Annotated in this window: 21 protein-coding genes and 1 riboswitch; of the genes, 9 read left to right on the top strand and 12 right to left on the bottom strand. The window is 70.5% G+C overall.

Translation table 11 applies throughout. The annotated features are described in order from the left end of the window. Window positions 1-168: 168 nt before the first annotated feature. Window positions 169-327 (top strand): hypothetical protein, encoded by a 159-nt coding sequence (locus EAT51_RS20285; RefSeq protein WP_165394628.1) that lies wholly within the window; start codon window positions 169-171, stop codon window positions 325-327. 165 nt (window positions 328-492) lie between these two features. Here EAT51_RS20285 and EAT51_RS09045 read toward each other — a convergent pair whose 3' ends face one another. Genes EAT51_RS09045 through metX form a run of 3 tightly spaced genes read right to left on the bottom strand, consistent with a single transcriptional unit; the run spans window position 493 to window position 3,826 of the window. Further along, a complete protein-coding gene (locus tag EAT51_RS09045) occupies window positions 493-1,578 on the bottom strand; it encodes a homoserine dehydrogenase family protein (protein ID WP_130561525.1) in 1,086 nt (361 codons plus the stop codon). Beyond that, window positions 1,575-2,792, bottom strand: a complete 1,218-nt coding sequence (locus EAT51_RS09040; protein ID WP_130517135.1) for an O-succinylhomoserine (thiol)-lyase — start codon at window positions 2,790-2,792, stop codon at window positions 1,575-1,577. Before EAT51_RS09040 ends, EAT51_RS09045 begins: the two co-directional genes overlap by 4 nt. Beyond that, complete coding sequence (gene metX, locus EAT51_RS09035) at window positions 2,789-3,826, bottom strand: homoserine O-succinyltransferase MetX (protein ID WP_130517133.1); 1,038 nt, start codon at window positions 3,824-3,826, stop codon at window positions 2,789-2,791. The genes EAT51_RS09040 and metX overlap by 4 nt, the downstream gene beginning before the upstream one ends. Before the next feature lie 92 nt (window positions 3,827-3,918). Next, window positions 3,919-4,044: riboswitch (SAM riboswitch) on the bottom strand. A gap of 131 nt (window positions 4,045-4,175) precedes the next feature. Between metX and EAT51_RS20610 the strand changes: the two genes are divergently transcribed. The 6 genes from EAT51_RS20610 (at window position 4,176) to EAT51_RS09005 (ending at window position 10,166) form a co-directional block, all read left to right on the top strand. After that, window positions 4,176-5,270, top strand: a complete 1,095-nt coding sequence (locus EAT51_RS20610; RefSeq protein ID WP_130517131.1) for an NHL repeat-containing protein — start codon at window positions 4,176-4,178, stop codon at window positions 5,268-5,270. Beyond that, window positions 5,258-6,175 carry a M23 family metallopeptidase gene (locus EAT51_RS09025; RefSeq protein WP_425478226.1) on the top strand — a complete coding sequence of 306 codons (918 nt, stop codon included), beginning with the start codon at window positions 5,258-5,260 and terminating at the stop codon, window positions 6,173-6,175. Before EAT51_RS20610 ends, EAT51_RS09025 begins: the two co-directional genes overlap by 13 nt. A gap of 54 nt (window positions 6,176-6,229) precedes the next feature. Continuing rightward, window positions 6,230-6,748: a MarR family winged helix-turn-helix transcriptional regulator gene (locus tag EAT51_RS09020; RefSeq protein WP_228257866.1), complete on the top strand. Its 519-nt coding sequence runs from the start codon at window positions 6,230-6,232 to the stop codon at window positions 6,746-6,748. After that, window positions 6,745-8,895 (top strand): FUSC family protein, encoded by a 2,151-nt coding sequence (locus tag EAT51_RS09015; protein ID WP_130517127.1) that lies wholly within the window; start codon window positions 6,745-6,747, stop codon window positions 8,893-8,895. Before EAT51_RS09020 ends, EAT51_RS09015 begins: the two co-directional genes overlap by 4 nt. Beyond that, window positions 8,882-9,085, top strand: a complete 204-nt coding sequence (locus EAT51_RS09010) for a DUF1656 domain-containing protein (RefSeq protein WP_228257865.1) — start codon at window positions 8,882-8,884, stop codon at window positions 9,083-9,085. Before EAT51_RS09015 ends, EAT51_RS09010 begins: the two co-directional genes overlap by 14 nt. 70 nt (window positions 9,086-9,155) lie before the next feature. After that, window positions 9,156-10,166 carry an HlyD family secretion protein gene (locus EAT51_RS09005; RefSeq protein WP_130517123.1) on the top strand — a complete coding sequence of 337 codons (1,011 nt, stop codon included), beginning with the start codon at window positions 9,156-9,158 and terminating at the stop codon, window positions 10,164-10,166. A 463-nt stretch (window positions 10,167-10,629) separates the two neighbouring features. Here EAT51_RS09005 and EAT51_RS09000 read toward each other — a convergent pair whose 3' ends face one another. The 9 genes from EAT51_RS09000 to gmk all read right to left on the bottom strand — a co-directional run bounded on the left by EAT51_RS09000 (window position 10,630) and on the right by gmk (window position 20,413). Continuing rightward, window positions 10,630-11,910 carry a citrate synthase gene (locus EAT51_RS09000; protein ID WP_130517122.1) on the bottom strand — a complete coding sequence of 427 codons (1,281 nt, stop codon included), beginning with the start codon at window positions 11,908-11,910 and terminating at the stop codon, window positions 10,630-10,632. Window positions 11,911-12,157: 247 nt separating this feature from the next. Then, a complete protein-coding gene (locus EAT51_RS08995) occupies window positions 12,158-12,400 on the bottom strand; it encodes a type B 50S ribosomal protein L31 (RefSeq protein ID WP_130517121.1) in 243 nt (80 codons plus the stop codon). A gap of 71 nt (window positions 12,401-12,471) precedes the next feature. Continuing rightward, on the bottom strand, window positions 12,472-13,410 hold the full coding sequence (locus EAT51_RS08990; protein WP_130517119.1) for a nucleoside hydrolase: 939 nt from the start codon (window positions 13,408-13,410) through the stop codon (window positions 12,472-12,474). 149 nt (window positions 13,411-13,559) lie between these two features. After that, window positions 13,560-15,794, bottom strand: coding sequence for an ATP-dependent DNA helicase RecG (gene recG / locus EAT51_RS08985; RefSeq protein WP_130517117.1), 2,235 nt, complete (start codon window positions 15,792-15,794; stop codon window positions 13,560-13,562). Window positions 15,795-15,895: 101 nt separating this feature from the next. Then, window positions 15,896-16,282, bottom strand: coding sequence for a RidA family protein (locus EAT51_RS08980; RefSeq protein WP_130517115.1), 387 nt, complete (start codon window positions 16,280-16,282; stop codon window positions 15,896-15,898). An 83-nt stretch (window positions 16,283-16,365) separates the two neighbouring features. After that, window positions 16,366-18,534 carry a RelA/SpoT family protein gene (locus EAT51_RS08975; RefSeq protein WP_130517113.1) on the bottom strand — a complete coding sequence of 723 codons (2,169 nt, stop codon included), beginning with the start codon at window positions 18,532-18,534 and terminating at the stop codon, window positions 16,366-16,368. A gap of 191 nt (window positions 18,535-18,725) precedes the next feature. Next, the gene (gene rpoZ / locus EAT51_RS08970; RefSeq protein WP_130517111.1) at window positions 18,726-19,022 is read right to left on the bottom strand and encodes a DNA-directed RNA polymerase subunit omega; all 297 of its coding nucleotides are present in this window, start codon (window positions 19,020-19,022) and stop codon (window positions 18,726-18,728) included. Between the two features lie 145 nt (window positions 19,023-19,167). After that, a complete protein-coding gene (locus EAT51_RS08965; protein WP_130517645.1) occupies window positions 19,168-19,755 on the bottom strand; it encodes a macro domain-containing protein in 588 nt (195 codons plus the stop codon). Between the two features lie 43 nt (window positions 19,756-19,798). Then, the gene (gene gmk / locus EAT51_RS08960; RefSeq protein ID WP_130517109.1) at window positions 19,799-20,413 is read right to left on the bottom strand and encodes a guanylate kinase; all 615 of its coding nucleotides are present in this window, start codon (window positions 20,411-20,413) and stop codon (window positions 19,799-19,801) included. A gap of 143 nt (window positions 20,414-20,556) precedes the next feature. Here gmk and EAT51_RS08955 point away from each other — a divergent pair, with 143 nt between their 5' ends. Continuing rightward, entirely contained in the window at window positions 20,557-21,093 is a 537-nt protein-coding gene (locus tag EAT51_RS08955) for an RNA polymerase sigma factor (protein ID WP_130517107.1), read from the top strand. A 103-nt stretch (window positions 21,094-21,196) separates the two neighbouring features. Next, window positions 21,197-22,258, top strand: a complete 1,062-nt coding sequence (locus EAT51_RS08950; protein ID WP_130517106.1) for a FecR family protein — start codon at window positions 21,197-21,199, stop codon at window positions 22,256-22,258. The last annotated feature ends 93 nt before the right edge of the window (window positions 22,259-22,351 follow it).

The following is a 22,351-nucleotide window of genomic DNA, read 5'->3' as shown; positions in this document are numbered from 1 at the left end:
AGCGAAGTCACAGTTTCGCCCGCGAAGTTGGCACGCCCCATGCGCGATCCCTCCCCATGCATTCCAACCAATGCCAGGGGACAGGCCGTGCTACCCGATTCCATGACCGCAAGATGCTTCTGCTGCGACCAAAAACTGTATTTCGCGCCAGATTCTGACGCGGGCCGTGTGATCGAACGCTACGGCATCGTGGTGTGCGCCACGTGCTTCGAAAGCAGCGCCAGCGGCTGGAGCGCCGAGCACGAGCCCCGCGTGTTGCAGCAGCTGCAGCTCAGCCGCCTGGCGCCGCCGGCGCGCAACGCCCACGGGCTGCTGCCGCGCGACTGACGCGCGCAGCCATGACGCATCGCGAAGGCGCAAGGAAGGCGGCGATGCGCGGAACATTCGCGCCGAAGCGCGGTATCGCGCGCTTGCCATCCCTGTCCGCCCGATACGCCAATGAACAACGGACAGCATGCAATCGCTGACCGCCTGAGGCTGCCAGCACCAACGTCACGCGGCCAGTGAGGCCCGACCCGGCAACACGGCCAACACATCGTCCAGCAGCGCCGCGGCGGTGACCTCGGCGCCGGCGCCCGGCCCCTGGATCAGCAGCGGCTGCTGCGCATAGCGATCGCTGTGGATCGCCACGCGATTATCGGTCCCGGCACCACCGCACAGCGCATGTCCCGCGGGCAGGGCCTGCAGCGACACGCTGGCGCCGCGCGCATCGAAACGTCCGACGAACCGCAGCTGCGCGCCTTCTGCACGTGCCGCGCGCAGGCGCTCCTCAAGCGGCGCATCCAGCGTGTCCAGCAGCGCATCGACCTGCGCGTCGGACGCGCTGGCCAGCACCTGCGGCACCAATGACTCGACCCGCACATCGCCGACCTGCAGCGGCACGCCGGCCGCGCGCGCCAGGATCAGCAGCTTGCGGCGCACGTCCTCGCCGGACAGGTCGATGCGCGGATCCGGCTCGGTGAAGCCGGCCGCGCGCGCCTGGCGCACGCAGGCCGAGAACGGCGTGCGGCCGTCGAAGCTGTGGAACAGGAAGGCCAGCGAGCCCGACAGCACGCCCTCGACCGAGGCGATCGCATCGCCGCCGGCGACCAGCGCGCGCAGGCTGCGCAGCAGCGGCAGCCCGGCGCCGACCGTGGCGCTGTCGCCGTAGCACGCCGCGCCCTCGCGCGCGGCCTCGGCGATCGCCTGGGCGCGCAGCAGATCGGCGCCGCGGCCGAGCTTGTTGGCGGTCACCACGTGCACGCCGCGGCCCAGCCACTCGGCGTGGCGCAGCGCGATGGCATCGCTGGCCGTGGCGTCGATGACGATGTCGCCGGCGTCCAGCGCATCGGCCTCGGCCCAGGGCGGCACGATGCGCGCATTGGCCGGTGCGGCGCGCAGCTGCGCCAGGCACTCGTGCAGATCGCCCTCGCCTTCGACCACGCCGCGCGAGTTGGCGATCCAGGCGAACGCCGGCAGCGCCACGCCGCGCGCCTGCAGGCGCTGATAGCGGCCCACCAGGGCACTGCCGACCACCCCGGTGCCCAGCAGCGCCAGGCGCGGCGCGCGGCGCGTGCCCAGGCGGATCACCGCGCTCATGCGTCGACCGTTTTCCGGCTTGCCTGGGCGATCACCGCCTGGGCGCGGGACAGGCCGGCGCGCAGGTCGGCGACCAGGTCCTCGGCCAGCTCGATGCCCACCGACAGGCGCAGCAGGCCGTCGGAGATGCCGGCCTTGGCGCGCGCTTCCGGGGTCATCGCCGCGTGGGTCATGGTGGCCGGGTGCGCGACCAGGCTCTCCACGCCGCCCAGCGACTCGGCCAGGGTGAAGTAGCGCAGGCCGTCGACGAAGGCGCGCACCGCCGCCTCGCCGCCGTCCAGCTCGAAGGAGATCATCGCGCCGAAGCCCTTCTGCTGGCGCGCGGCCAGCGCATGGCCCGGATGCGAGGCCAGGCCCGGGTAGTAGACCTTGGCCACGGCCGCATGGCCGTCGAGCGCGGCGACGATGGCCGACGCGTTCTCCTGGTGCACGCGCAGGCGCGCGTCCAGCGTGCGCAGGCCGCGCAGGGTCAGGAAGGCGTCGAACGGCGAGCCGGTCAGCCCCAGCGCATTGGCCCACCACACCAGCTGCTGGTGCAGCTCGGCCTCGCGCGCGATCACCGCGCCGCCGACCACATCGCTGTGGCCGTTGACGTACTTGGTGGTCGAATGCAGCACCAGGTCGGCGCCGAACTCGATCGGCCGCTGCAGCGCCGGCGAGAGGAAGGTGTTGTCCACCACCACCTTGGCCCCGGCCTTGTGCGCGGCCTCGATGACCAGGCGCAGGTCGGTGATGCGCAGCAGCGGGTTGGACGGGGTCTCGATCAGCACCAGCTTGGGCGAGGCCGCCAGCGCCTCGCCCAGCGACACCGGATTGGTCAGGTCGGCGGTGATCAGCTCGAAGTGCCCCTTGGCCGCCAGCGCGTTGAACAGGCGCCAGCTGCCGCCGTAGGCATCGTGCGGCACCACCAGCTTGTCGCCCGGCTGCAGCAGCGCGTTGAGCACCAGGTTGATCGCGCCCATGCCGGTGGAGGTGATCACCCCGCCCGCGCCGCCTTCCAGCTCGGCCAGCGCCTCGCCCAGCAGGTCGCGCGTGGGATTGCCGCTGCGCGTGTAGTCGTACTGGCGCTTGTTGCCGAAGCCGTCGAAGGAGAAGTTGGACGACAGCACGATCGGCGGGGTCACCGCGCCGTAGGCGGTGTCGCGATCGATGCCGGCGCGTACGGCGGCGGTGGCGGCGCTGCAGGGAATGGCGTCGTGGGATGAATGGCTCACGGGGTGTCTCCGGTGGGGCGAAGGGCGGTGGCGAGGATCGCGTCGATGCGGTCGGTTTCTTTCAGGAAGGCGTCGTGGCCGTAGGGCGAGCGCAGCACGCGCAGGCTGCCGCGCTTGCCCAGCCCTTCGACCAGGGTGACCAGGTCGGCCAGCGGCACCAGGCGGTCGCCCTCGACGGCCACCACGAGGGTGGGCACGGCGATGGTCGAGGGGTCGATGCGGTGCAGGTCGATGGATTCGGACAGGCGCAGGAAGGCGGTGACCGGGGTACGCGCGACGTAGGTCGCGCCGGCGGCGTCCAGGTAGTCCTCGGCGGCCACGCGCACGCGGCCGTTGACCAGCTCGGGCGCGGCGTCGAAGCGCTCGCCGAACTCCTCGGGCGTGCGGTAGCTCAGCATCGCGAACTGGCGCGCCAGCGACAGGCCCTGCTGGTCGGCGCACTGCAGCTGGCCCAGCGCCACCGCGTGGCGCTGCAGCGCGCGCCAGGCCGAGGCGAACGGATGCGGGCGATGCGCGCCGCTGACCGCGACCAGGCGCTCGACGCGCTGCGGATGGCGCGCGGCCAGGTGCTGGCCGACCAGCGCACCGTAGGAGTAGCCGACGAAGGCGCGCAGCGCGGTGATGTCCAGCGCATCGAGCAGCGCGACGATGGCATCGGCCTGGTCGGCCGGATCGATCGGCGCGTCGAGCTGGCCGTCGGCGCCGATGAAGTCGAAGGACAGGATGCGCACGCGCGCCGGATCCAGCGTGCGGCCGGCGCGGACCAGGTCGTTGGCCCAGCCGTTCTCGGGGAACTGCGCGCTGGCAGCGACGTGGCGGTGCGCGGAGATGCCGCCGGCCACGAACACCACCGGCGCGCCGGCCGGGCCGTGCAGTTCGTAGCGCAGGCTCAGCGTGCGCGCGCCGGCGTGGCGCAGGGCCAGGGCCACCGGCAGTTCGCCGCGGATCGCGGCCACGGCGCTGACCTGGGCACCGGCACAACAGGCATCGACGTCGGGAGATTCGGGGAGGGCGGCGGCGTTCACGAGGCTCATGGCGGATCCGGGAAGGAGCGGCCATCGAGCTTTCGCGGGGAAGCTCGCGTTCGTCGTGCGCTTCGAACGGCCATGCCGTCGATGCATCGTACGAACCATCTTTCGGTCTAAACGCGTAGGCGTCGCCGCAGGATTTGGCACCGACCACGAGGCGCTTGCGCGTCCCGCTGGCTGCCCCGGCTTCAAAGGGCCTGTCCCTCTGCCGGTCTCGATGGTGGGCGCAGGTTGCCAGCGCCGGAAGCGGTTGTCAATCGCTCCATCGCGATGGAGCGATGCTTCCACCTGAAACCGCCTCCCGCCTGCCGAATGGACACGGTCTGCGCGGAGCGCTCGCGCATAATCGCCGCCCATGAACCGCGCCCCCCTGCTCCTGCTCGCCGGCCTGCTGCTGGCCGGCTGCACCAGCCTGCCCCGCCCCGCCCCTGGCCCGACCCCGGAGACCGTGCTGAAGGCGCCCGCGCCCGACGCGGTGGTGAGCGAGGCCTGGATCTCCGAACCGCTGCCCCAGGCCGAGTTGGACTCGCTGGCGGTCTGGCCGACCGAGGACGGCGGCGCCTGGGTGATCGTCACCGCCAAGGCCAGCAACCAGCTGATCGTGTTCGATGCCGACAGCGGTAAGCGCCTGCGCACGGTCGGCGGGCCGGGCGAGGGGCCGGGCCAGTTCGGGCGGCCCAACGGCATCGCGGTGTGGGGCGATACGGTGTTCGTGGCCGAGCGCGACAACCACCGTGTGCAGGCGCTGTCGCTGCCGGATTTCAAGACGCGCGGCTTCATCGGCGCCGACACGCTCAAGGTGCCCTACGGGCTGTGGCTGCGCGAGACCGCGCCGGCTCTGCTCGAATTGCTGGTCACCGACAGCTTCATGGCCGATTTCCGCACCGGGCAGCTGCCGCCGCGCGAGCAGATGGACCAGCGCGTGCGCCGCTTCGAGGTGGACCTGCAGCCCGATGGCGGCCTGCAGGTGCGTGAGGCCGGCAGCTTCGGCGATACCGGCCAGGCCGGCATGCTGCGCATGGTCGAGTCGATCGCCGGCGATCCGGCGCACGACCGCCTGCTGATCGCCGACGAGGACCGGCGCGTGGGCTCGACCTTCCGCGACTACACGCTGGAGGGCCGGTTCCGCGGCGCCAGCCTGCCGGTGTTCCTGGCCGATGCCGAGGGCATCGCGCTATGGGACTGCGACCTGGACGACGGCTGGTGGATCGCGGCCGACCAGCTGACCCCGACGCTGTTCCGGGTCTATCGCCGCGACACGCTGGCGCCGGTGGGCACCTTCACCGGCAAGGTCGTGGCGCAGACCGATGGCGAGGCGCTCTACGCGGCGGGCACGACGCGCTTCCCGGACGGCGCGCTGTTCGTGCAGCACGACAACCAGGCCATCGCCGCCTTCGACCTGCGCGACATCGGCCGCGCCCTGCGCCTGCGCGGCAGCTGCCAGCCGTGATCCGGCGCGCGGCGTGCGGCGTCGCGCTGGCCCTGCTCCTGCCGGGCCCGACGCGCGCCGCGCTGCCGTGGTGGAACACGGTCCGCCCCGCGCCTCAGGCCGCCGCGCAGGCGCGTACGACGTCCGCTGTAGACGGGAACCCGCAAGCGCCCGCCGCGAGTCGCGACTCCGCGGATGGCACCCTCGCCCGCCTGCGCCTCGAACGCACGCCCACCCGCACCCTGGCCTGGGTCGAGAACCCGCTGCCCGGGCCGGTCCAGGTGCAGCTGGACGCGCTGCGCCTGCGTGGCGTGGTCGCCTCGCCCACCCTGCCCGTGCGCAAGCTGCTGCCGGCGCACGGACGCGCCCTGGTCGCCACGCTGATCGTGGCCGATCCCCAGGCCGGCAGCGATTTCCAGCTCAAGCTCGACGCGGTCCCCGGCGATCCGCAGGCGCGGCCGCTGCAGGCGGTGTATCGGCTGCCGTTCGACGCGCCGGTGCGCGTGGACCAGGGGCCCGGCGGGCATTTCAGCCACGACGATGCGGAAAACGCCGACGCGCTGGACTTCGCCCTGCCCGAGGGCACGCCGATCCTGGCCGCGCGCGCGGGCGTGGTGCTGCAGGTGCAGGACGGGTTCGAACACGGCGGGCCGCAGCGCGAGGCCTTGCGCGGGCGCAGCAACTTCATCCGCATCCTGCACGCCGACGGCAGCATGGCCCTCTACGCGCACCTCCAGCCCGAAGGCATCCTGGTGCGTCCAGGCGAGTCGGTCGCCGCCGGTCAGCGCATCGGGCTGTCCGGCAACACCGGCTTTTCCTCCGCCCCGCACCTGCACTTCGTGGTCCAGATCAACGCCGGCATGCGTCTGGTCTCGGTGCCGGCGCGCCTGGTCGGCCCCTTGGGAGAATTGCACCTGGCCCATTGACCCGTTCAGGTCGCGTTGACGACAGGATTTACTACATAAGTGTAATATTAGCTTGTGAACAGAATCCCTCCCGCCACCAGCCGCTTCGATGCGACCGAACAGGGGCTGGCCGCCACCAGCCGCCGCCACCCCGGCTTCCCGCGCCCCGCCGCCACGGTGGTTCGCCTGGTCAAGCTGCTCTACAAGCTCACCACCGATCACGGCAACGAGTCCATGCGTGAGCACGGCCTCACCTACGCCGAGTACAACGTGCTGATGATGATCGAGGCCAGCCCGGACGGTGCGATCAACCCCTCGCAGATCGCCGATGCGACCAGCGAGAAGTCGGCCAACATCACCCGCCTGACCCAGCAGCTGGTCGACAAGGGCCTGGTCGAACGCGAGCCCAGCCCGCACGACCGGCGGATGTGGCTGCTGCGCCTGACCGAGGCCGGACGCGCGCGCGTGACCGCCCTCATCCCCGACATCAGCGCCGTGCTGCTGGCCTATACGCGCCATCTCCAGGCCGATGAGCTGGAGCAGCTCAAGCTGCTGCTGGCCAAGCTGCTGCGCGGCGTGGAGGAGGCGCAGTGAGCGCCGCACCCACCGCCGCGAGCCCCGCAAAGGTGCCGCTGTCCACGCAGGTGCGCGAGGTGCTGCGCGGCGAGGGCCCGGCTTGGCTGTTCGTGTTCAAGGTGCTGTTGTCGATGTACCTGGCGGCCTGGATCGCCATGCGCATGGGCTTCGCCTCGCCCTCGACCTCGATGGTCACCGTGATCGTGCTGATGAACCGGCAGAGCGGCATGGTCCTGGCCAAGTCGTTCTACCGCGCGTTGGGCACGATCGTGGGCAGCATCGCGGCGGTGACCATCACCGCGCTGTTCCCGCAGCAGCCGGTGCTGTTCCTGCTGGCGCTGTCGCTGTGGGTGGGGATGTGCGCCGGCGGCGCGCTGGCGTTCCGCAACTTCCGCTCCTACGGCTTCGTGCTGTCCGGCTACACCGTGGCGATCATCGCCCTGCCGGCGGTCAATACGCCGATGCACGTGTTCGACCTGGCCATCGCGCGCCTGACCGAGGTGCTGCTCGGCATCCTGGTCAGCGCGGTGGTGTTCGACGTGGTGTTCCCGGTGCGTCTGCGCAACAGCCTGCGCACAACGGCCACCGCGCTGATGGACAGCTTCCTGGACTTCGTCCGCGACGGCACGCGCGGGACGATCCCGCGCGCGCAGATCGAGCAGGCGCATCTGCGTTTCGTGCGCCAGAGTATGGCGCTGGAGGACCTGCGCGCCTCGGTGGTGTTCGAGGATCCGGAGGCACGCGTGCGCAGCCGGCGCATGCGCCTGCTCAACCAGCGCTTCATGGCCGCCTCCACGCGCTTCCAGTCGCTGCACCATCTGATGAACCGGCTGCAGCAGCGCGATCGCGACGACCCGGTCTTCGCCGCGCTGCTGCAGCTGTATCGCCCGCTCGGCGATGCGCTGGCCGAGCGCGCCGCCGGCGCCGACTACGCGCAGCTCAGCGAGCGCCTGGAGGCGGTGTACGAGGCGCAGCCGGCGCGCGCGACCGCGCTGCGCGCCAGCCTGGCCGCGCCGCTGCTGGACGATTTCGATACCGGCGCCTCGCTGCTGCGGCGCCTGACCGGCGAACTGCGCGACCTCACCCACACCGCCGCCGCCCTGCAGCAGCCGGGCGTGAGCGCGCCGCTGCGCCGCGCCAACGAGCAGATACGCTTCCACTACGCCACCGACCGGGTCGCGGTGGCGGTGACCGTGGCGCGCAGCTTCCTGGTGACCTTCGTGCTGGGCCTGGCCTGGATGCAGAGCGGCTGGACCAGCGGTGCCGGCGCCATGGCCAACGTGATCGCCTTCACCGCGATCCTGGCCTCCGGCGCCAATGCGCATATCGCGGCGGCGCAGACCACCAAGGGCATCTTCCTGGGCCTGCTGTCGGCCTTCCTCTGCTTCACCCTGGTGCTGCCGCGCATCGACAGCTTCGGCATGCTGGTGCTGGGCAGCGCGCCGTTCTTCATGGTGGCCGTCTACCTGTCGACCCGGCCGACGCTGTTCGGCCTCAGTCTGGGCATGTGCCTGGGCAGCGTCGTGGGCCTGGGCCTGGGCCTTGCGCCCAACCTGGATACCTCCAGTTTCATCAACGGTGCAGTGGCCCTAGGGATCGGCGCGCTGCTGGCGATGCTGGCCTTCCAGCTGATCCCCTCGGTGATCGGCACACCGGGGCAGCGCCGCCGCCTTCTGATCGAACTGCGCCGCCAGGTCGCGCTGGCCGCGCGCGCGCCGCTGAGCGGACTGGCGCCGCGCTTCGAGAGCGTCAGCCGCGACCTGTTCCTGCAGGTGGTCAACCACACCCAGCAGGGCAGCGACGAATCGCGCACCCTGCTGGCCTGGGCGCTGTCGGTGCATGAGACCGGCCGCACCCTGATCGAGCTGCGCCACGACAGCATCGACGCCGCCGTGCCGCCGTCCATCGAGGCGCATATCGACGCCGCCGTTGCCGCCATCGGCCGCCTGTACGACCACCTCTCCCCGGCCGACCACGAAGCCGCGCTGGCGCACCTGGACGCCGCGCTGAATCAGACCCTCATCGAAGGCGCCGTGCCGCCGTCGCTGCAGCCGGTGCGCGAGCACCTGCACCTGCTGCGCAGCGCGCTGCGCGATGCCGACTCGGTGCTGGCCGGCGCCGCCGGCCGCGCCCCTGCCCCGGAGCCTGCCCGTGCTACCTCCTGAAATCTCCATCGGCGGCGTCTACGTCCCCGGCCTGCTGGTGCTGGCCTCCGCCCTGTTCGTGGTGTTCTGGCTGCTCGACGGCCTGGCCGCGCGCGCCGGCCTGTATCGCTACGCCTGGCATCCGCCGCTGTTCCGCCTGGCCGTGTACGTGTGCGTGTTCGGGCTGCTCGGCCTGCTGTTGCTGAACTGAACCCGCCAACGCCCGGCCACTCGCGGCAAGCGCCACGCTCCCTATCCAACCCCTTTTAACCCCAACCGCCATGAACACCCAATCCCTGATCCGCACCGCGCTGACCACCCTCGTCGTGCTGGCCGCCGCCCTGATCGGCTACGCGCTGTGGAAGCACTACATGTATTCGCCGTGGACGCGCGACGGCCGCATCCGCGCCGAGATCGTGCGCATCGCCCCGGACGTGTCCGGCCTGGTGGCCGAGGTCGACGTGCAGGACAACCAGGCCGTGAAGGCCGGCGATGTCCTGTTCCGCATCGACCCGCGCCGCTTCGAGCTGGCCGTCGCCCAGGCCCAGGCCGACCTGGCCGCCGCGCAGGCCGCCGCCCGCGCCGCCGGCGCCAACATTTCCGCCGCCGCGGCCAGCACCGCCGCCAGCCAGGCCGACTACCAGAAGTACGCGGCCCAGGCCCAGCGCCGCGAGGCCGCCGCCGCGGTGATCTCGGCCGAGGCCCGCGCCGACGCCAGCGCCACCGCGCGCGCCGCGCAGGCCGCGGTCGAGCAGGCCCGCGCCAACCGCAACGCCGCCACCGCCTCCCAGTCCAAGGCACTGGCCGCGGTCGAACAGGCCCAGGCCGCGCTGGACCTGGCCCAGCTCAACCTGGAGCGCGCCACCGTGCGCGCCGCCGCCAACGGCTACATCACCAACCTCAACGTGCGCGTGGGCGACTACGCCAGCGCCGGCGCGGCGCGCATGGCGCTGGTGCGCAGCGACACGATGTGGGTCTACGGCTACTTCGAGGAAACCAAGCTGCCGCACATCCGCCCGGGCGACCGCGCCGACATCCGCCTGATGAGCGGTGGCCACGCCCTGCGCGGCACCGTCGAAGGCATCGCGCGCGGCATCACCGATGCCGACAATCCCACCAGCAGCAGCGACCTGCTGGCCACCGTCAGCCCGACCTTCAACTGGATCCGCCTGGCCCAGCGCGTGCCGGTGCGCGTGCGCATCGACCCGGCCAGCGTGCCGAAGGACACCCTCCTGGCCGCCGGCATGACCGCCTCGGTCACCGTGCATCCGGGCACGCACGCGCGGGACTGAGCCGGGCCGGCACCGCGCCCGCGACGCACGTCTGAAGCGCCAACGACGCCATGGCGGCTCCTGCAAGGCCCACCTCACGCGTCAATGCGTTCGCAGCACATCGCAATCCGGGCTCGGCAGGAGCAACCGTCTCCTCAAATCTCGCAGCAACCTGCTGTAGAGCGGAGCTTGCTCCGCTGCTCTTCGTTCGGTTCGTATGGGAAGGCCCCAGCGGAGCAAGCTCCGCTCTACAGGTTCCTGCTCGCTAGGCGCGGGCACCGCCCGCCGGCCCGCTGCCTCGCGCGGCAGGTCAGAAGGCTTCGGTCTGAGCCCGCTCCCTTTCGCCGCAGGCGAAGGAGAGGGGGCAGAGCGCCTGCTCAGTTCCTTCGAGCTGGAAGGAGTCCTGCGCTATTCGTCGCCGCACCCGAGGCAAAAAAAAGCCCCGCAACCGCGGGGCTTCTTCTTGCGCGATCGCAAAGACCAATCAGGCCTTCGGGTAGTCGCGGCTCGGCGAACCGACGTAGATCTGGCGCGGACGGCCGATGCGCGCGTCCGGGTCGACCTGCTGTTCCAGCCAGTGCGACACCCAGCCCGGCGTGCGGCCGATGGCGAACAGCACGGTGAACATCTCGGTGGGGATGTTGAGCGCCTTGTAGATGATGCCGCTGTAGAAGTCCACGTTGGGATACAGCTTGCGCTCGACGAAGTAGTCGTCCTTCAGCGCGGCCTCTTCCAGCTTCATCGCCACTTCCAGCAGCGGATCGTTGACACCCAGCTCGCCCAGCACCTTGTGGGTCATCTCGCGGATGATCTTGGCGCGCGGGTCGAAGTTCTTGTACACGCGATGGCCGAAGCCCATCAGGCGGAACGGGTCGTTCTTGTCCTTGGCGCGCTCGACCGCCTTGGCGACGTGCTTGGCATCGCCGATCTCGGCCAGCTGCTTGAGCACCGCCTCGTTGGCGCCGCCGTGCGCCGGGCCCCACAGCGCGGTGATGCCCGCGGCGACCGAGGCGTAGGGATTGGCGCCGGTCGAACCGACCAGACGCACGGTCGAGGTCGAAGCGTTCTGCTCGTGGTCGGCGTGCAGGATGAACAGCAGATCCATCGCCTTGGCCACAACCGGGCTGAGCTCCAGGTCCTCGCTCGGCACCTCGAACATCATGTGCAGGAAGCGCTCGACGTAGCCCAGATTGTTGCGCGGGTAGCGGATCGGCTGACCCAGCGCGTAGCGGTGCGCCGCGGCGGCCAGGGTCGGCATCTTCGCGATCAGGCGGATCGCCGCCAGACGGCGCTGCTCGGGATCGTTGAGGTCCAGGGTGTCGTGATAGAACGCCGACAGCGAAGCCACCGAGGCGGCCAGCATGGCCATCGGGTGGGCGTCGTAGTGGAAGCCCTTGAGGAAGCTCTTGAGCGACTCGTGCATCATCGTGTGATGCGTCACTTCGTGCTCGAACTTGGCCAGCTCGTCCTTGGACGGCAGCTCACCGTTCATGAGCAGGTAGGAGACCTCGGTGAAGCTGGAATGGGCGGCCAGCTGCTCGATCGGATAGCCGCGATACAGCAGCACGCCCTTGTCGCCATCGATGTAGGTGATGGCGGACTTGCAGGCGGCGGTGGCGCCGAAGCCGGGATCGTAGGTGAAGAGACCCGTTTCCTTGGTCAGCTTGGAGATGTCGACGCAATCGTTGCCAAGCGTGGGTTTCAGTACAGGCAGAGTCGCCGATTTGTCGCCGGCGCTCAGCGTGGCCTGGTCAAGTTCGGACACAGTGCACTCCTTCGTGGGGAAGCGCCAAAGCCTGTCGGCCGTGGCGCGTAGACAGGATCCGCGACGACTGGAAACCTAGCCGCGCAGTCCGAGGATTATCGCATACGGCCCGGTATCGAGGGCCGTGACGGACCGTTCCCGTCAGACCAAAGGATGATGCCGCCCGGCGCCGGGGCGCACACGCGAAAACGGCCGTGTCCCGCGAGGGACACAGCCGTCATTCGAACCGCTCAGGAACCGCGTTCGATCAGCGCGCGTAGCGCTTCTGGAACTTGTCGATGCGGCCGCCGGTGTCCATGACCTTGTGCTTGCCCGTGTAGAACGGGTGCGAGGCGGAGGACACTTCGACCTTGACCAGCGGGTATTCGTTGCCGTCTTCCCACTTGATCGTTTCCTTGCTGGCAAGGGTCGAGCGGGTCAGGATCTTGAAGTCGGAGGTGACATCGTGGAAGACGACGTCGCGGTACTGCGGATGGATGTCGGCCTTCATGGCGGGCACCAGATGTCGAAAAGGTGAGCCGCGCATTGTAGCGGCCCACCCCACCCCGTGCAAGACCTGGCTTACGCGGCGGCCAGGGCTGCCTCGACCAGCGCCTCGAACCGCGCCTGGTCGTAGCGCAGCAGCAGCCGGGCGTTATCCGGCCGGCCGGTCTGGCGGTTCCAGTCGGTGACGGTGGCGCCCCGGGTCAGGGTGCCGGCCAGTTCGACCGCCAGCGGGCGCTCGACCAGCTCGGTGGCGCCGTCCGGATGCAGGGCCAGGGCCATGGCCAGCGCATCGGCGCTATGCCAGTGATCGCCGCGGCGATCGGCCGACCACAGCCGCGTCTGGCGCGAGATGGTCTCGTAGAAGGCCGCGCGCGGCGACGGCGCGGCCAGCCACTGCTCCACCCGGCGGTGGTGCAGCCCGTGGGCGAGCGTGGCCTCCCAGTCGGCCACGTCGAACTGCGGGAAGGCCTGGAACACCAGGTGCGCCGCCTCCGGGTCGAAGGCCACGTTGAACTCGGCCGCCGGGGTCAGGTTGCCGTGCGCCGACGCCGCCCCGCCCATCACCACCAGCCGCGCCACACGCTGCGGCAGGGTCGGATCGAGTTTCAGCGCCACCGCCACGTTGGTCAGCGGGCCCAGGGTGACCAGCAGCAGGCGGCCGGCGTACTCGTGCGACAGGCGCAGGATCGCCAGCGCGGCGTGCTCGGCCTGGGCGCCATGCGCCGCCGGCGTATAGCCGGTGTCGCCGAAGCCATCCAGGCCATGCACATCGGCGGCGTCGGGCGAGGGATGCAGCAGCGGTGCGGCGCAGCCGGCGAACACCGGCACCTCGCTGCGGCCGGCGACCTCGCACAGCTTGAGCGCATTGCGCACGGTGTGCTGCAGGCCGACGTTGCCGGCGGCGATGGTCAGGCCGACCACGTCGTGGGCGGTGTCGTTGAAGGCCATCAACAGCGCGAGCGCGTCATCCACGCCCGGGTCGGTATCGATGAGAAGCGGAATCTTCGCGGTCATGCTCCGGGAGCTCTCATGGAACGGTCGCCGAGTCTGACATAGCCGGGAGCTGGAGGAGACAAGCAAGAAGTGAGTGGAGAGGAGTGAGGCGCGAGAAAAGGCGGCGACCGCTCACGCCTCACTCCTCCGCGCTCACGCCTGCCAGCGCCTCAGGCGCTGGCGTAACGCGCGGCGCCGCCGATCCAGCGCGCGATCAGGCGATCGGCTAGCGCCGGATCGGTGTCGAGCAGGCGGTCGGCCAGCGCGTGCACCTGCGGCAGCAGGCCCGCATCGCGCGCCAGGTCGGCCACGCGGAAGGCGGCCAGGCCGGTCTGGCGCGTGCCGAGCAGTTCGCCCGGGCCGCGCAGCTCCAGGTCCTTCTCGGCGATGAGGAAGCCATCGTTGGTCTGGCGCATCGTGTCCAGGCGCTCGCGCGCCATCTGCGACAGCGGTGCCTGATAGAGCAGCACGCACGAGGAGGCCATCGCCCCACGGCCGACGCGCCCGCGCAGCTGGTGCAGCTGCGCCAGGCCCAGGCGCTCGGCGTTCTCGATCACCATCAGCGAGGCGTTGGGCACGTCCACGCCCACCTCGATCACCGTGGTGGCCACCAGCAGGTCGCACTCGCCCTGCTTGAAGGCGCGCATGACCGCCTGCTTCTCGGCCGGCTTCATGCGGCCGTGCACCAGTGCCACGCGCGCCTGCGGCAGCGCCGCGGTCAGCTGCTCGAAGGTGGTCTGCGCGGCCTGCGCCTCGAAGCGCAGCCCCGGGCCGGCGCTGCCGGCCTGCGCCTTGGCGTCGTCGTCGGCCTCTTCGATCAGCGTGCACACCCAGTAGACCTGCCGGCCTTCGGCGCAGGCCACGCGGATGCGCTCGATCAGCTCGGGCCGACGCTCGGCGCTGAGCACGATGGTCTGCACCGGCGTGCGGCCCGGCGGCAGTTCGTCGATGGCCGAGACGTCCAGATCGGCATAGGCGGCCATGGCCAGCGTGCGCGGGATCGGCGTGGCGGTCATGACCAACTGGTGGGGAGACAGACGCCGATCGATCGCCCGATCACCGTCCCGGGTGCCTTGCCGCTCGCCATCCCTGGCTCGCCCGGATGGCGCCTGCGGCGCCGCCCGACCTTTATCGCGCAACGCCAGGCGCTGGTGCACGCCGAAGCGGTGCTGCTCGTCGACGATGGCCAGGGCCAGGTCGTGGAAGGCGACCGCTTCCTGCATCAGCGCGTGGGTGCCGACCACGACCTGGGCCGCGCCGCTGGCGACGTCTTCGAGCACCTTGGCGCGTACCTTGCCGGTGACCTTGCCGGCCAACCAGGCCACGCGCACGCCCAGCGGCTCGAGCCAGCCGCGCAGGTTGGCCAGGTGCTGTTCGGCCAGCAGCTCGGTCGGCGCGGCCAGCGCCACCTGCTTGCCGGATTCGACCGCCAGCATCGCCGCCAGCGCCGCGACCACGGTCTTGCCGCTGCCGACATCGCCCTGCACCAGGCGCAGCATCGGCCGCGACTGGGCCAGGTCGGCGCGTATCTGTGCGAACACCCGCTGCTGCGCGCCGGTCAGCTTGAACGGCAGCGTCTTGAGCAGCTTGGCCACCAGCGCGCCCTTGCCCGCCAGCGCATGCGCGCCATGCTGCTGCAGGGCGATGCGCTGGCGCCGCAGGCTGAGGTGATGGGCCAGCAGCTCCTCCAGCGCCAGACGCCGCTGCGCCGGATGCGTGTCGGCCGACAGCGCCGCCACGTCCGCATCGCGCGCCGGGCGGTGCATGGTCAGCAGCGCCTCGCGCAATGAGGGCAAGGCCTGGCCGTCGGGCAGGCGCTGCTGGCGCAGCAGCGGTTCGGGCAGCAGCTCCAGCGCGGCCTGGTCCGGCAGGCGATCCAGCGCCTGCGAGATCAGCTTGCGCAGCACCGCCGGCCCGACGCCTTCGATGGCCGGATACACCGGCTCCAGCGTCTCGCCCAGCGGCGTATCGCCCTGCGCGTCCAGCAGCCGGTAGCTGGGATGGATGATCTCCAGGCCCTGCTGGCCCTGGCGCGGCACGCCATACACGCGCAGCCGCGCACCGACGGCGAACTGTGCCACCTGCGCCGCGCGGAAATGGAAGAAGCGCAGCACCAACGTGGCGCGCGACGCATCGCCGATCGCCACCCGCAACACCGGGCGGTAGCGGAAGCCGCGCTCGACCGCCTCGACGGTGCCCTCCACCTGCGCCGCCACGCCGGGCTGCAGCCGCGCGATCGGCGTCAGGGAGGTGCGGTCCTCGTAGCGCAGCGGCAGCAGCAGCCACAGGTCCTGCAGAGTCAGCAGGCCGCGCGCGGCGAGTTTTTCGGCCAGCTTGGGGCCGGCGCCGCTGAGCCCGACGATAGGCTGGTGGAAGGCGGGCTCCAGGCTGCGGACGGCGGGCATCGTGGGGCCGGTCATAGGCCGCTAGGATGCCGGCCGTCCTGCGCGATTGCTACTTCAGATCGACGCATGCGCACGTCGGACAACGCCGCATGCAGGCCCGATCACGCGCCCAGCACCATCACCGCGTCGACCTCGAACAGCGCGCCCTTGGGCAGGCCGGAGACCTCGATGGTCGAACGGGCCGGGAACGGCGCGCTGAAGTACTCCTGCATCACCGCATTGACCGCGGCGAACTGGCTCAGGTCGGTCAGGTACAGGCCCAGGCGCACCATGTCGCCCAGCGACCCACCCGCGGCCTCGGCCACGGCCTTGAGGTTGTCGAACGAACGCCGCGCCTGCGCGGTGATGTCGCCCTCGACCAGGTTGCCGGTGGCCGGATCCAGCGGAATCTGGCCGGAGAAGTACACCGTGTCGCCGGCACGCACGGCCTGCGAATACGGGCCGATCGCGGCCGGCGCGTGGTCGGTGTGGATGATCTGCTTGGTCATGGTGTTGGGGTTCTGGGGACAGGGCTGGGTATTTTAGCTGGGTGGGATTCGGGACGAATCCCGAATCCCGAATCCCCGCCCCACTACGCCCGCCGAACCCCCAGCACCGTCTGCAACCGCCGCAGGCGACGCATCACCTCGGCCAGATGGTTGCGATCGCGCACCTGGATGTTGAAACGCAGCACCGCGGCGTTGATGTCGCGCTCCAGGTACTCCACGCGCTCGATGTTGGACTGGCTCTGCGCCACCGCGGCGGCGACCTGGGCCAGCACGCCGGTGCGGTTCTCCACTTCGATCAGCAGGCTGGCGTCGTAGTCGCCGCTCACGCCCGGGTCCCAGTCGATCGCCACCCAGCGATCCGGCGACTTGCGGAACTCGGCCACGTTGGGACAGTCCAGGCGGTGCACCACGATGCCCTTGCCGGCGGTGTGGAAGCCCATGATCTCGTCGCCCGGGATCGGCTGGCAGCAGTTGGCGAAGCTGATCACGCCGCGCTCGCCGCCGGTGATCAGGATCTTCTCCTGCGAATGCTTGGAATGCCCGCCGCTGCGCAGGTCGGCGAAGGCCATCATCGCCTGCGCGGCCTGGGCCGGCATCCAGTTGCCCAGCGCCACGTCCTCCAGCAGCGCCTCCAGGCGCGGGTACTTGTGCTCGATCAGGAAGCTCTCCAGCCGCTGCGCCGGCAGGCGGTCCAGCGAGCTGTCCAGGTCCTCCAGCGCGCGGTCGAGCATGCGGTGGCCCAGCTGCACCGCGTCCTCGTGGCCGAGCTGCTTGAGCTGGTGACGGATGGCGGTGCGCGCCTTGGAGGTCACCACGAACTCGAGCCACTGCGGCTTCGGCGCGGCCGACTTGGCGGTGATGATCTCCACGCTCTGGCCGCTGGTGAGCTTGGTGCGCAGCGGCACCAGCTTCTTGTCCACGCGCGAGGCAACCGCCTGGTTGCCCACGTCGGTGTGCACCGCATAGGCGAAATCCAGCGCGGTGGAATTGCGTGGCAGCGACAGGATCTTGCCCTTGGGCGTGAACAGATAGACCTCGTCGGGGAACAGGTCGACCTTGACGTTGTCCAGGAACTCCAGCGACGAGCCGGCCGAGCGCTGGTTCTCGATCAGCTCGGAAATCCAGGCATGGGCGCGGCTCTGCGCGCTGTTGGGCATCTGCGTGCCGAACTTGTAGGTCCAGTGCGCGGCGATGCCGCGCTCGGCCACCAGGTCCATCTCCTCGGTGCGGATCTGCACCTCGATCGGCGAGCCGTACGGGCCGAACAGCACCGTGTGCAGCGACTGGTAGCCGTTGGCCTTGGGGATCGCGATGAAGTCGCGGAAGCGCCCGTCCAGCGGCTTGAACTGCCCATGCGCGGCGCCCAGCGCGTGATACACGTCCGGCACGCTGGTCACCACCACGCGGAAGCCGAACACGTCCATCACCTGGTCGAAGCTTTTGCCCTCGCTGCGCATCTTGGTGTAGATGCTCCAGGCGGTCTTGACCCGGCTCACCAGCCGATGGGCGATGCCCTCGCGGGTCAGGCTCTGGGTCAGCTGGGTCTCGATCTGCGCCAGCGCCTCGCGGCGCATCACCGGCTGGCTCTGGATGTGCTTGCGGATGATCGCGTGGCGCCAGGGATACATGGCGGCGAAGCTCAGGTCCTGCAGCTCGGACTTGACCAGGCTCATGCCCAGGCGCTGGGCGATGGGCGCGTAGATGTCCAGCGTCTCGCGCGCGATGCGGCTGCGCGCCTCGGCGCTCTGCGCGCCAAGCGTGCGCATGTTGTGCAGGCGGTCGGCGAGCTTGATCATGATCACGCGCAGGTCGCGCGACATGGCCAGCAGCATCTTGCGGAACGACTCGGCCGCCGCTTCCTTGCGGTCGCGGAACTTGAGCTTGTCCAGCTTGGTCACGCCATCGACCAGCTCGGCCACCGCCTCGCCGAACTCGCCGGCGATCTCCTCGCGGGTCAGCGGCGTGTCCTCGATGGTGTCGTGCAGGACCGCGGCGATCAGCGTCTCCACGTCCATGCCCAGCTCGGCCAGCACCTGGGCCACGGCCACCGGATGGGTGATGTAGGGCTCGCCGGACTTGCGCGTCTGGCCCTCGTGCGCGGCCGCGCCGACCTGCCAGGCCCGGCGCAGCAGCGGCAACTGATCGGCGGGCAGATAGCTGGCGGCCGCCTCGAAGCGACGCACGTACTCGGGTACGTCGTCCTCGTGCGGCGGTGCGGGTTGGATGGCTTTGCTGGAACGCCCGGGAGTCATGCGCGAAGCCTATGCCAGCGGCCCGGTCGCAGCAATGCACCATGGGCGCGCATGCGCTGCATCACACGGGTTCATGCAGCGCGCGTTCCAGCCAACGGCACCCGCTCGCGCCTGCGCTCGAACCGGCACCGGAAACGACAACGGCCCGCCATGGGCGGGCCGCTGCATCAGGCGAGAACGCCGATGGGCTTTTAGTCGTCGCCCTTGGACATGTCGTCGTCGGCGACCACTTCGGCGGCGGCCCACTCCAGCGCCTCGCGCTCGGCGCGCTCGCGCTCGGCCTTCTCGACGCGATCGATCAGGTCGTTATCGACCTTGCGCGCGGCGATCTCGCGCAGCGCCAGCACGGTCGGCTTGTCGTCGGTCTCGTTGTCGATGGTGGCCTCGACGCCGTTGGCCAGCTGGCGGGCGCGCTTGGCGGCCATCATGACCAGCTCGAAACGGTTGTCGACGACTTCCAGGCAATCTTCTACGGTGATGCGGGCCATGTGGGCTCCTGGCGGCCATCCACCGGACAGGTGGGCCGCGCGACTAGCGGAAAGGGACCGGCAATTCTAGGGATCGCCGGCCCCAATTGCAATCCATCTCTTGAAAATCAATAGGTTAAGCGCGTCCAGCCCCTTCGAATTGGCTTCAGTCGAGGAGAAAGGCGTGCCGAGCCAGGATTCCACGTGCCGAATCCCGCCAATCCGCACATGCGAGAACGACCTCCTCCCACGCGGCCCACATCTGCCGCGCAACCCGCTCGACCGGCATGCCGCCGATGCCTGCGCCGAGCGCGGGACAGAGGAGCGAACGGATCGCCACACCGCCCGCGGCGTTGTGTCGTTGCACGGCCAGGAGCGCCGCGCGGAATGCGAGATAGACATTCACCGTCGACCCGATCCGTGACGGCACGCGCATCGTCGGCGCGCTGACCATAAAGGGAATGGCCGCATGGCCCGTCGGGATGACCGCAGCTTGCCCCACCAGGAGTTCGCCGTCGTGCGAAGCTGCGATGCAAGCCTGGAGGCGATCCTGGAATTCCCAGCCGAAGGCGTTGACGTAGTGCAGGTCGATGCCACCGTCCATGAAGCCAAAGCTGTTGGCGGGACTGACGATGGCGTCGGCCCGCGCCGCCAGGATGTCCCCCTGGACGACCGCGATTTCATTTGTAAACGCGGCGCGCCACGCTGCGACCATCTGCGCATCCAGCGCCCGCAACTCGAGTCTGAGCTCCATCTGCACCCCGCTGCGGATCGCCTGATCCGCGCCTGCCGCCAGCTTACTGCGCCAGCAGCGCCTCGATCAGGGCGCGGTGTTCGGCGGCCTGGCGCTCGCGGCGCAGGCGGCTGGCGGTGAAGATGGCGCACATCTCCTCCACCGCGGTGTCGAAGACTTCGTTGACGATCACGTAGTCGAACTCGCCGTAGTGCGACATCTCCTCGCGCGCGGCGGCCAGGCGCTGGGCGATGACGTCCTCGCTGTCCTGTCCGCGCTTGCGCATGCGCTCCTCCAGCGCGTCGCGCGAGGGCGGCAGGATGAACACGCTCACCGCCTCGGGCACCTTCTCGCGCACCTGGCGCGCGCCCTGCCAGTCGATCTCCAGCAGCACGTCCTGGCCGGCGGCCAGCTGCGGCTCGACCGACTGGCGCGCACTGCCCTTCCAGTCGCCGTGCACACGGGCGTATTCGAAGAACTCGCCGGCGTCGATCATCGCCTGGAACTGCGCTTCGCTGACGAAGTGGTAGTGCTGGGCGTGGCGCTCGCCCGGGCGCGGCGCGCGCGAGGTGAACGAGATCGACAGGCTGATGCGCGGGTCGCGCGCCAGCGTGGCATTGACGATGCTGCTCTTTCCGGCGCCCGACGGGGCCGCGACGATATACAGGGTGCCGCGCATGGCGATGGCCTTAGCTGCCGCGCCGGAGCGCGACGGTCGTAAAAGGCGCGCAAGTCTAGCAAAGACCCTGCCCATTCAATTGAGAATGAATCTCATCTAAATTAGACTCGCCGTCTTCCCCACGGTCTTTCGGGATGGATGCCATGCCCCCTCCCTCTCCTCCGTCCGTCCCGGCACCGCTGGCGGAGGCGCTGGAAAGCCATTACGAGGATCTGCAGCGCTATGCCGCACGCAAGTACGCCGGGTCGGCCAGCGATCTGGTGCACGACGCCTGGGTGCGCCTGGCCACCCGCGGCGCCGAGGCCGATGCGGACGGCGTGCGCGACCTGGCGCGCTATCTGCGCCGCGTGGTCGACAACGTCGCCATCGATCAGGGCCGCGTGGCCGCCTCGCGCAGCCGCTTCCTCGCCGCCAACGACGCCAGCCACGAGGCCCCGAGCCCGGCGCCGTCGCCCTACCAGAACGCGTTGAGCCGGCAGGAGTACGAGGTGCTGCTGCAGGCGATCCGCGAGCTGCCGCCGCAGGCGCGGCGCGTGTTCGTGCTGTTCCGCGGCCGCAGTCTGAGCACCGCGCAGATCGCGCAGCAGCTGGACATCTCCCCGCGCACGGTGGAAAAACACATCGCCGTGGCGGTCACCCACTGTCGGCGGCGCCTGCGCGAGGCCGGCCGCGCGGTCTGATCGGCATCACTGGGGGAACGCACGCCCTCGACCCGTCGTTCCCTTCATACCCCGGCGTCCGCCTGCGCGGAGGCCCGACCCATTCCTGATGGATAGGCAACCGATGCTCGCGCCCGCCCAACCCGATGACAGCGTGTTCGAACAGGCGGTCCACTGGATCCTGCGCCTGGAGGCGGACGCCGACGACGCCGGCACGCGCCGCGCGCATGCCGCTTGGCTGGCGCTGGCGCCGCAGGCGCATGCGCAGGCGATGGCCGAGGCGCGCGCGATGCTCGGCGTGCTGCAGGCGCCGGCCGCGGCGGTCGGCGACGAACTGGGGATCGAGGCCGCGTCGGCGGCGGCGCCTGTCGCCCTCAGGCCAACAGCGCGCGATGTTTCGCTATCCGGACCTCGGCGGTCGCGTCGGCCGGCCTACGCCGCGGCGGCGGCGCTGGTCCTCGCGGTGGGCGGCGGCGCCTGGCTGAGCGGCGGCGGCCTGGACCGGCTGCGCAGCGATGCCTATACCCGGGTCGGCGAGATCCGCGAACTGCGTCTGGACGACGGCAGTGTGGTCACCCTCAACACCGACAGCGCGATCGCCGTGGACCTGCGGGCGAACCTGCGCTCGGTGCGGCTGCTGCGCGGCGAGGCGCTGTTCCAGGTGACGCACGATCCGCACCGGCCGTTCGTGGTGGACAGCGCCGGCGGCAGCGCGCGGGTGCTGGGCACGCGCTTCGACGTCCGCGTGCAGGGCGATGCGGCCGAGGTCGGCGTGATCAACGGCCGGGTCGCCGTGCGGGCGCCCGACGGCGGCGAGGGCACGGTCCTGAGCGCCGGCCAGCGCGCGCACCTGCACGGCGACCGGGTGCGCCGCGAGGCCTCGGTCGATCCGCTGGCGGTGGGCGCCTGGCAGCGCCGGCAGCTGGTCTTCAGCGCCACGCCGCTGGCGCAGGTGCTGGAGGAGCTCTCGCGCTACCGGCACGAGCGCATCCTGGTGCGCGACGCGAACCTGCGCGCCCTGCCGGTCACCGGCGCCCTGGACATCGCGGACCCCGAGCGCGCCCTGCGCACCCTGCTCGACAGCCTGCACCTGGACGCGCTCGACCTGGGCGTGGTCACCCTCGTCGGCCGGCGCACGCCGGATGCGAGCGCCCGCGCCGATGCGCAGCGCATGAACGCAAAATAAACAGAACGGACCGCAACGCCCGACGTGGGCAAGCGTGGCTAGGGGATGGGCAGAGGCGAGCCCGTCTAAGGAGGACGAACGGAATGCGTTTCG

The organism is Pseudoxanthomonas winnipegensis, assembly GCF_004283755.1.
GTDB lineage: Bacteria > Pseudomonadota > Gammaproteobacteria > Xanthomonadales > Xanthomonadaceae > Pseudoxanthomonas_A > Pseudoxanthomonas_A winnipegensis.
Note: the sequence above shows the minus strand (reverse complement) of the source record. Positions and strands in the feature narration are given on the sequence as shown.

Bases quoted from the DNA above. Each gene is read 5' to 3' on its own strand.
- EAT51_RS08980 (WP_130517115.1), bottom strand. From the start codon at position 16,282: ATGACCAAGCAGATCATCCACACCGACCACGCGCCGGCCGCGATCGGC.
- EAT51_RS08990 (WP_130517119.1), bottom strand. From the start codon at position 13,410: ATGACCGCGAAGATTCCGCTTCTCATCGATACCGACCCGGGCGTGGAT.
- EAT51_RS08975 (WP_130517113.1), bottom strand. From the start codon at position 18,534: ATGACTCCCGGGCGTTCCAGCAAAGCCATCCAACCCGCACCGCCGCAC.
- recG (WP_130517117.1), bottom strand. From the start codon at position 15,794: ATGCCCGCCGTCCGCAGCCTGGAGCCCGCCTTCCACCAGCCTATCGTC.
- EAT51_RS08965 (WP_130517645.1), bottom strand. From the start codon at position 19,755: ATGGAGCTCAGACTCGAGTTGCGGGCGCTGGATGCGCAGATGGTCGCA.
- EAT51_RS20610 (WP_130517131.1), top strand. From the start codon at position 4,176: ATGAACCGCGCCCCCCTGCTCCTGCTCGCCGGCCTGCTGCTGGCCGGC.
- rpoZ (WP_130517111.1), bottom strand. From the start codon at position 19,022: ATGGCCCGCATCACCGTAGAAGATTGCCTGGAAGTCGTCGACAACCGT.
- EAT51_RS08950 (WP_130517106.1), top strand. From the start codon at position 21,197: ATGCTCGCGCCCGCCCAACCCGATGACAGCGTGTTCGAACAGGCGGTC.
- metX (WP_130517133.1), bottom strand. From the start codon at position 3,826: ATGAGCCTCGTGAACGCCGCCGCCCTCCCCGAATCTCCCGACGTCGAT.
- EAT51_RS08955 (WP_130517107.1), top strand. From the start codon at position 20,557: ATGCCCCCTCCCTCTCCTCCGTCCGTCCCGGCACCGCTGGCGGAGGCG.
- EAT51_RS09005 (WP_130517123.1), top strand. From the start codon at position 9,156: ATGAACACCCAATCCCTGATCCGCACCGCGCTGACCACCCTCGTCGTG.
- gmk (WP_130517109.1), bottom strand. From the start codon at position 20,413: ATGCGCGGCACCCTGTATATCGTCGCGGCCCCGTCGGGCGCCGGAAAG.
- EAT51_RS09045 (WP_130561525.1), bottom strand. From the start codon at position 1,578: ATGAGCGCGGTGATCCGCCTGGGCACGCGCCGCGCGCCGCGCCTGGCG.
- EAT51_RS08995 (WP_130517121.1), bottom strand. From the start codon at position 12,400: ATGAAGGCCGACATCCATCCGCAGTACCGCGACGTCGTCTTCCACGAT.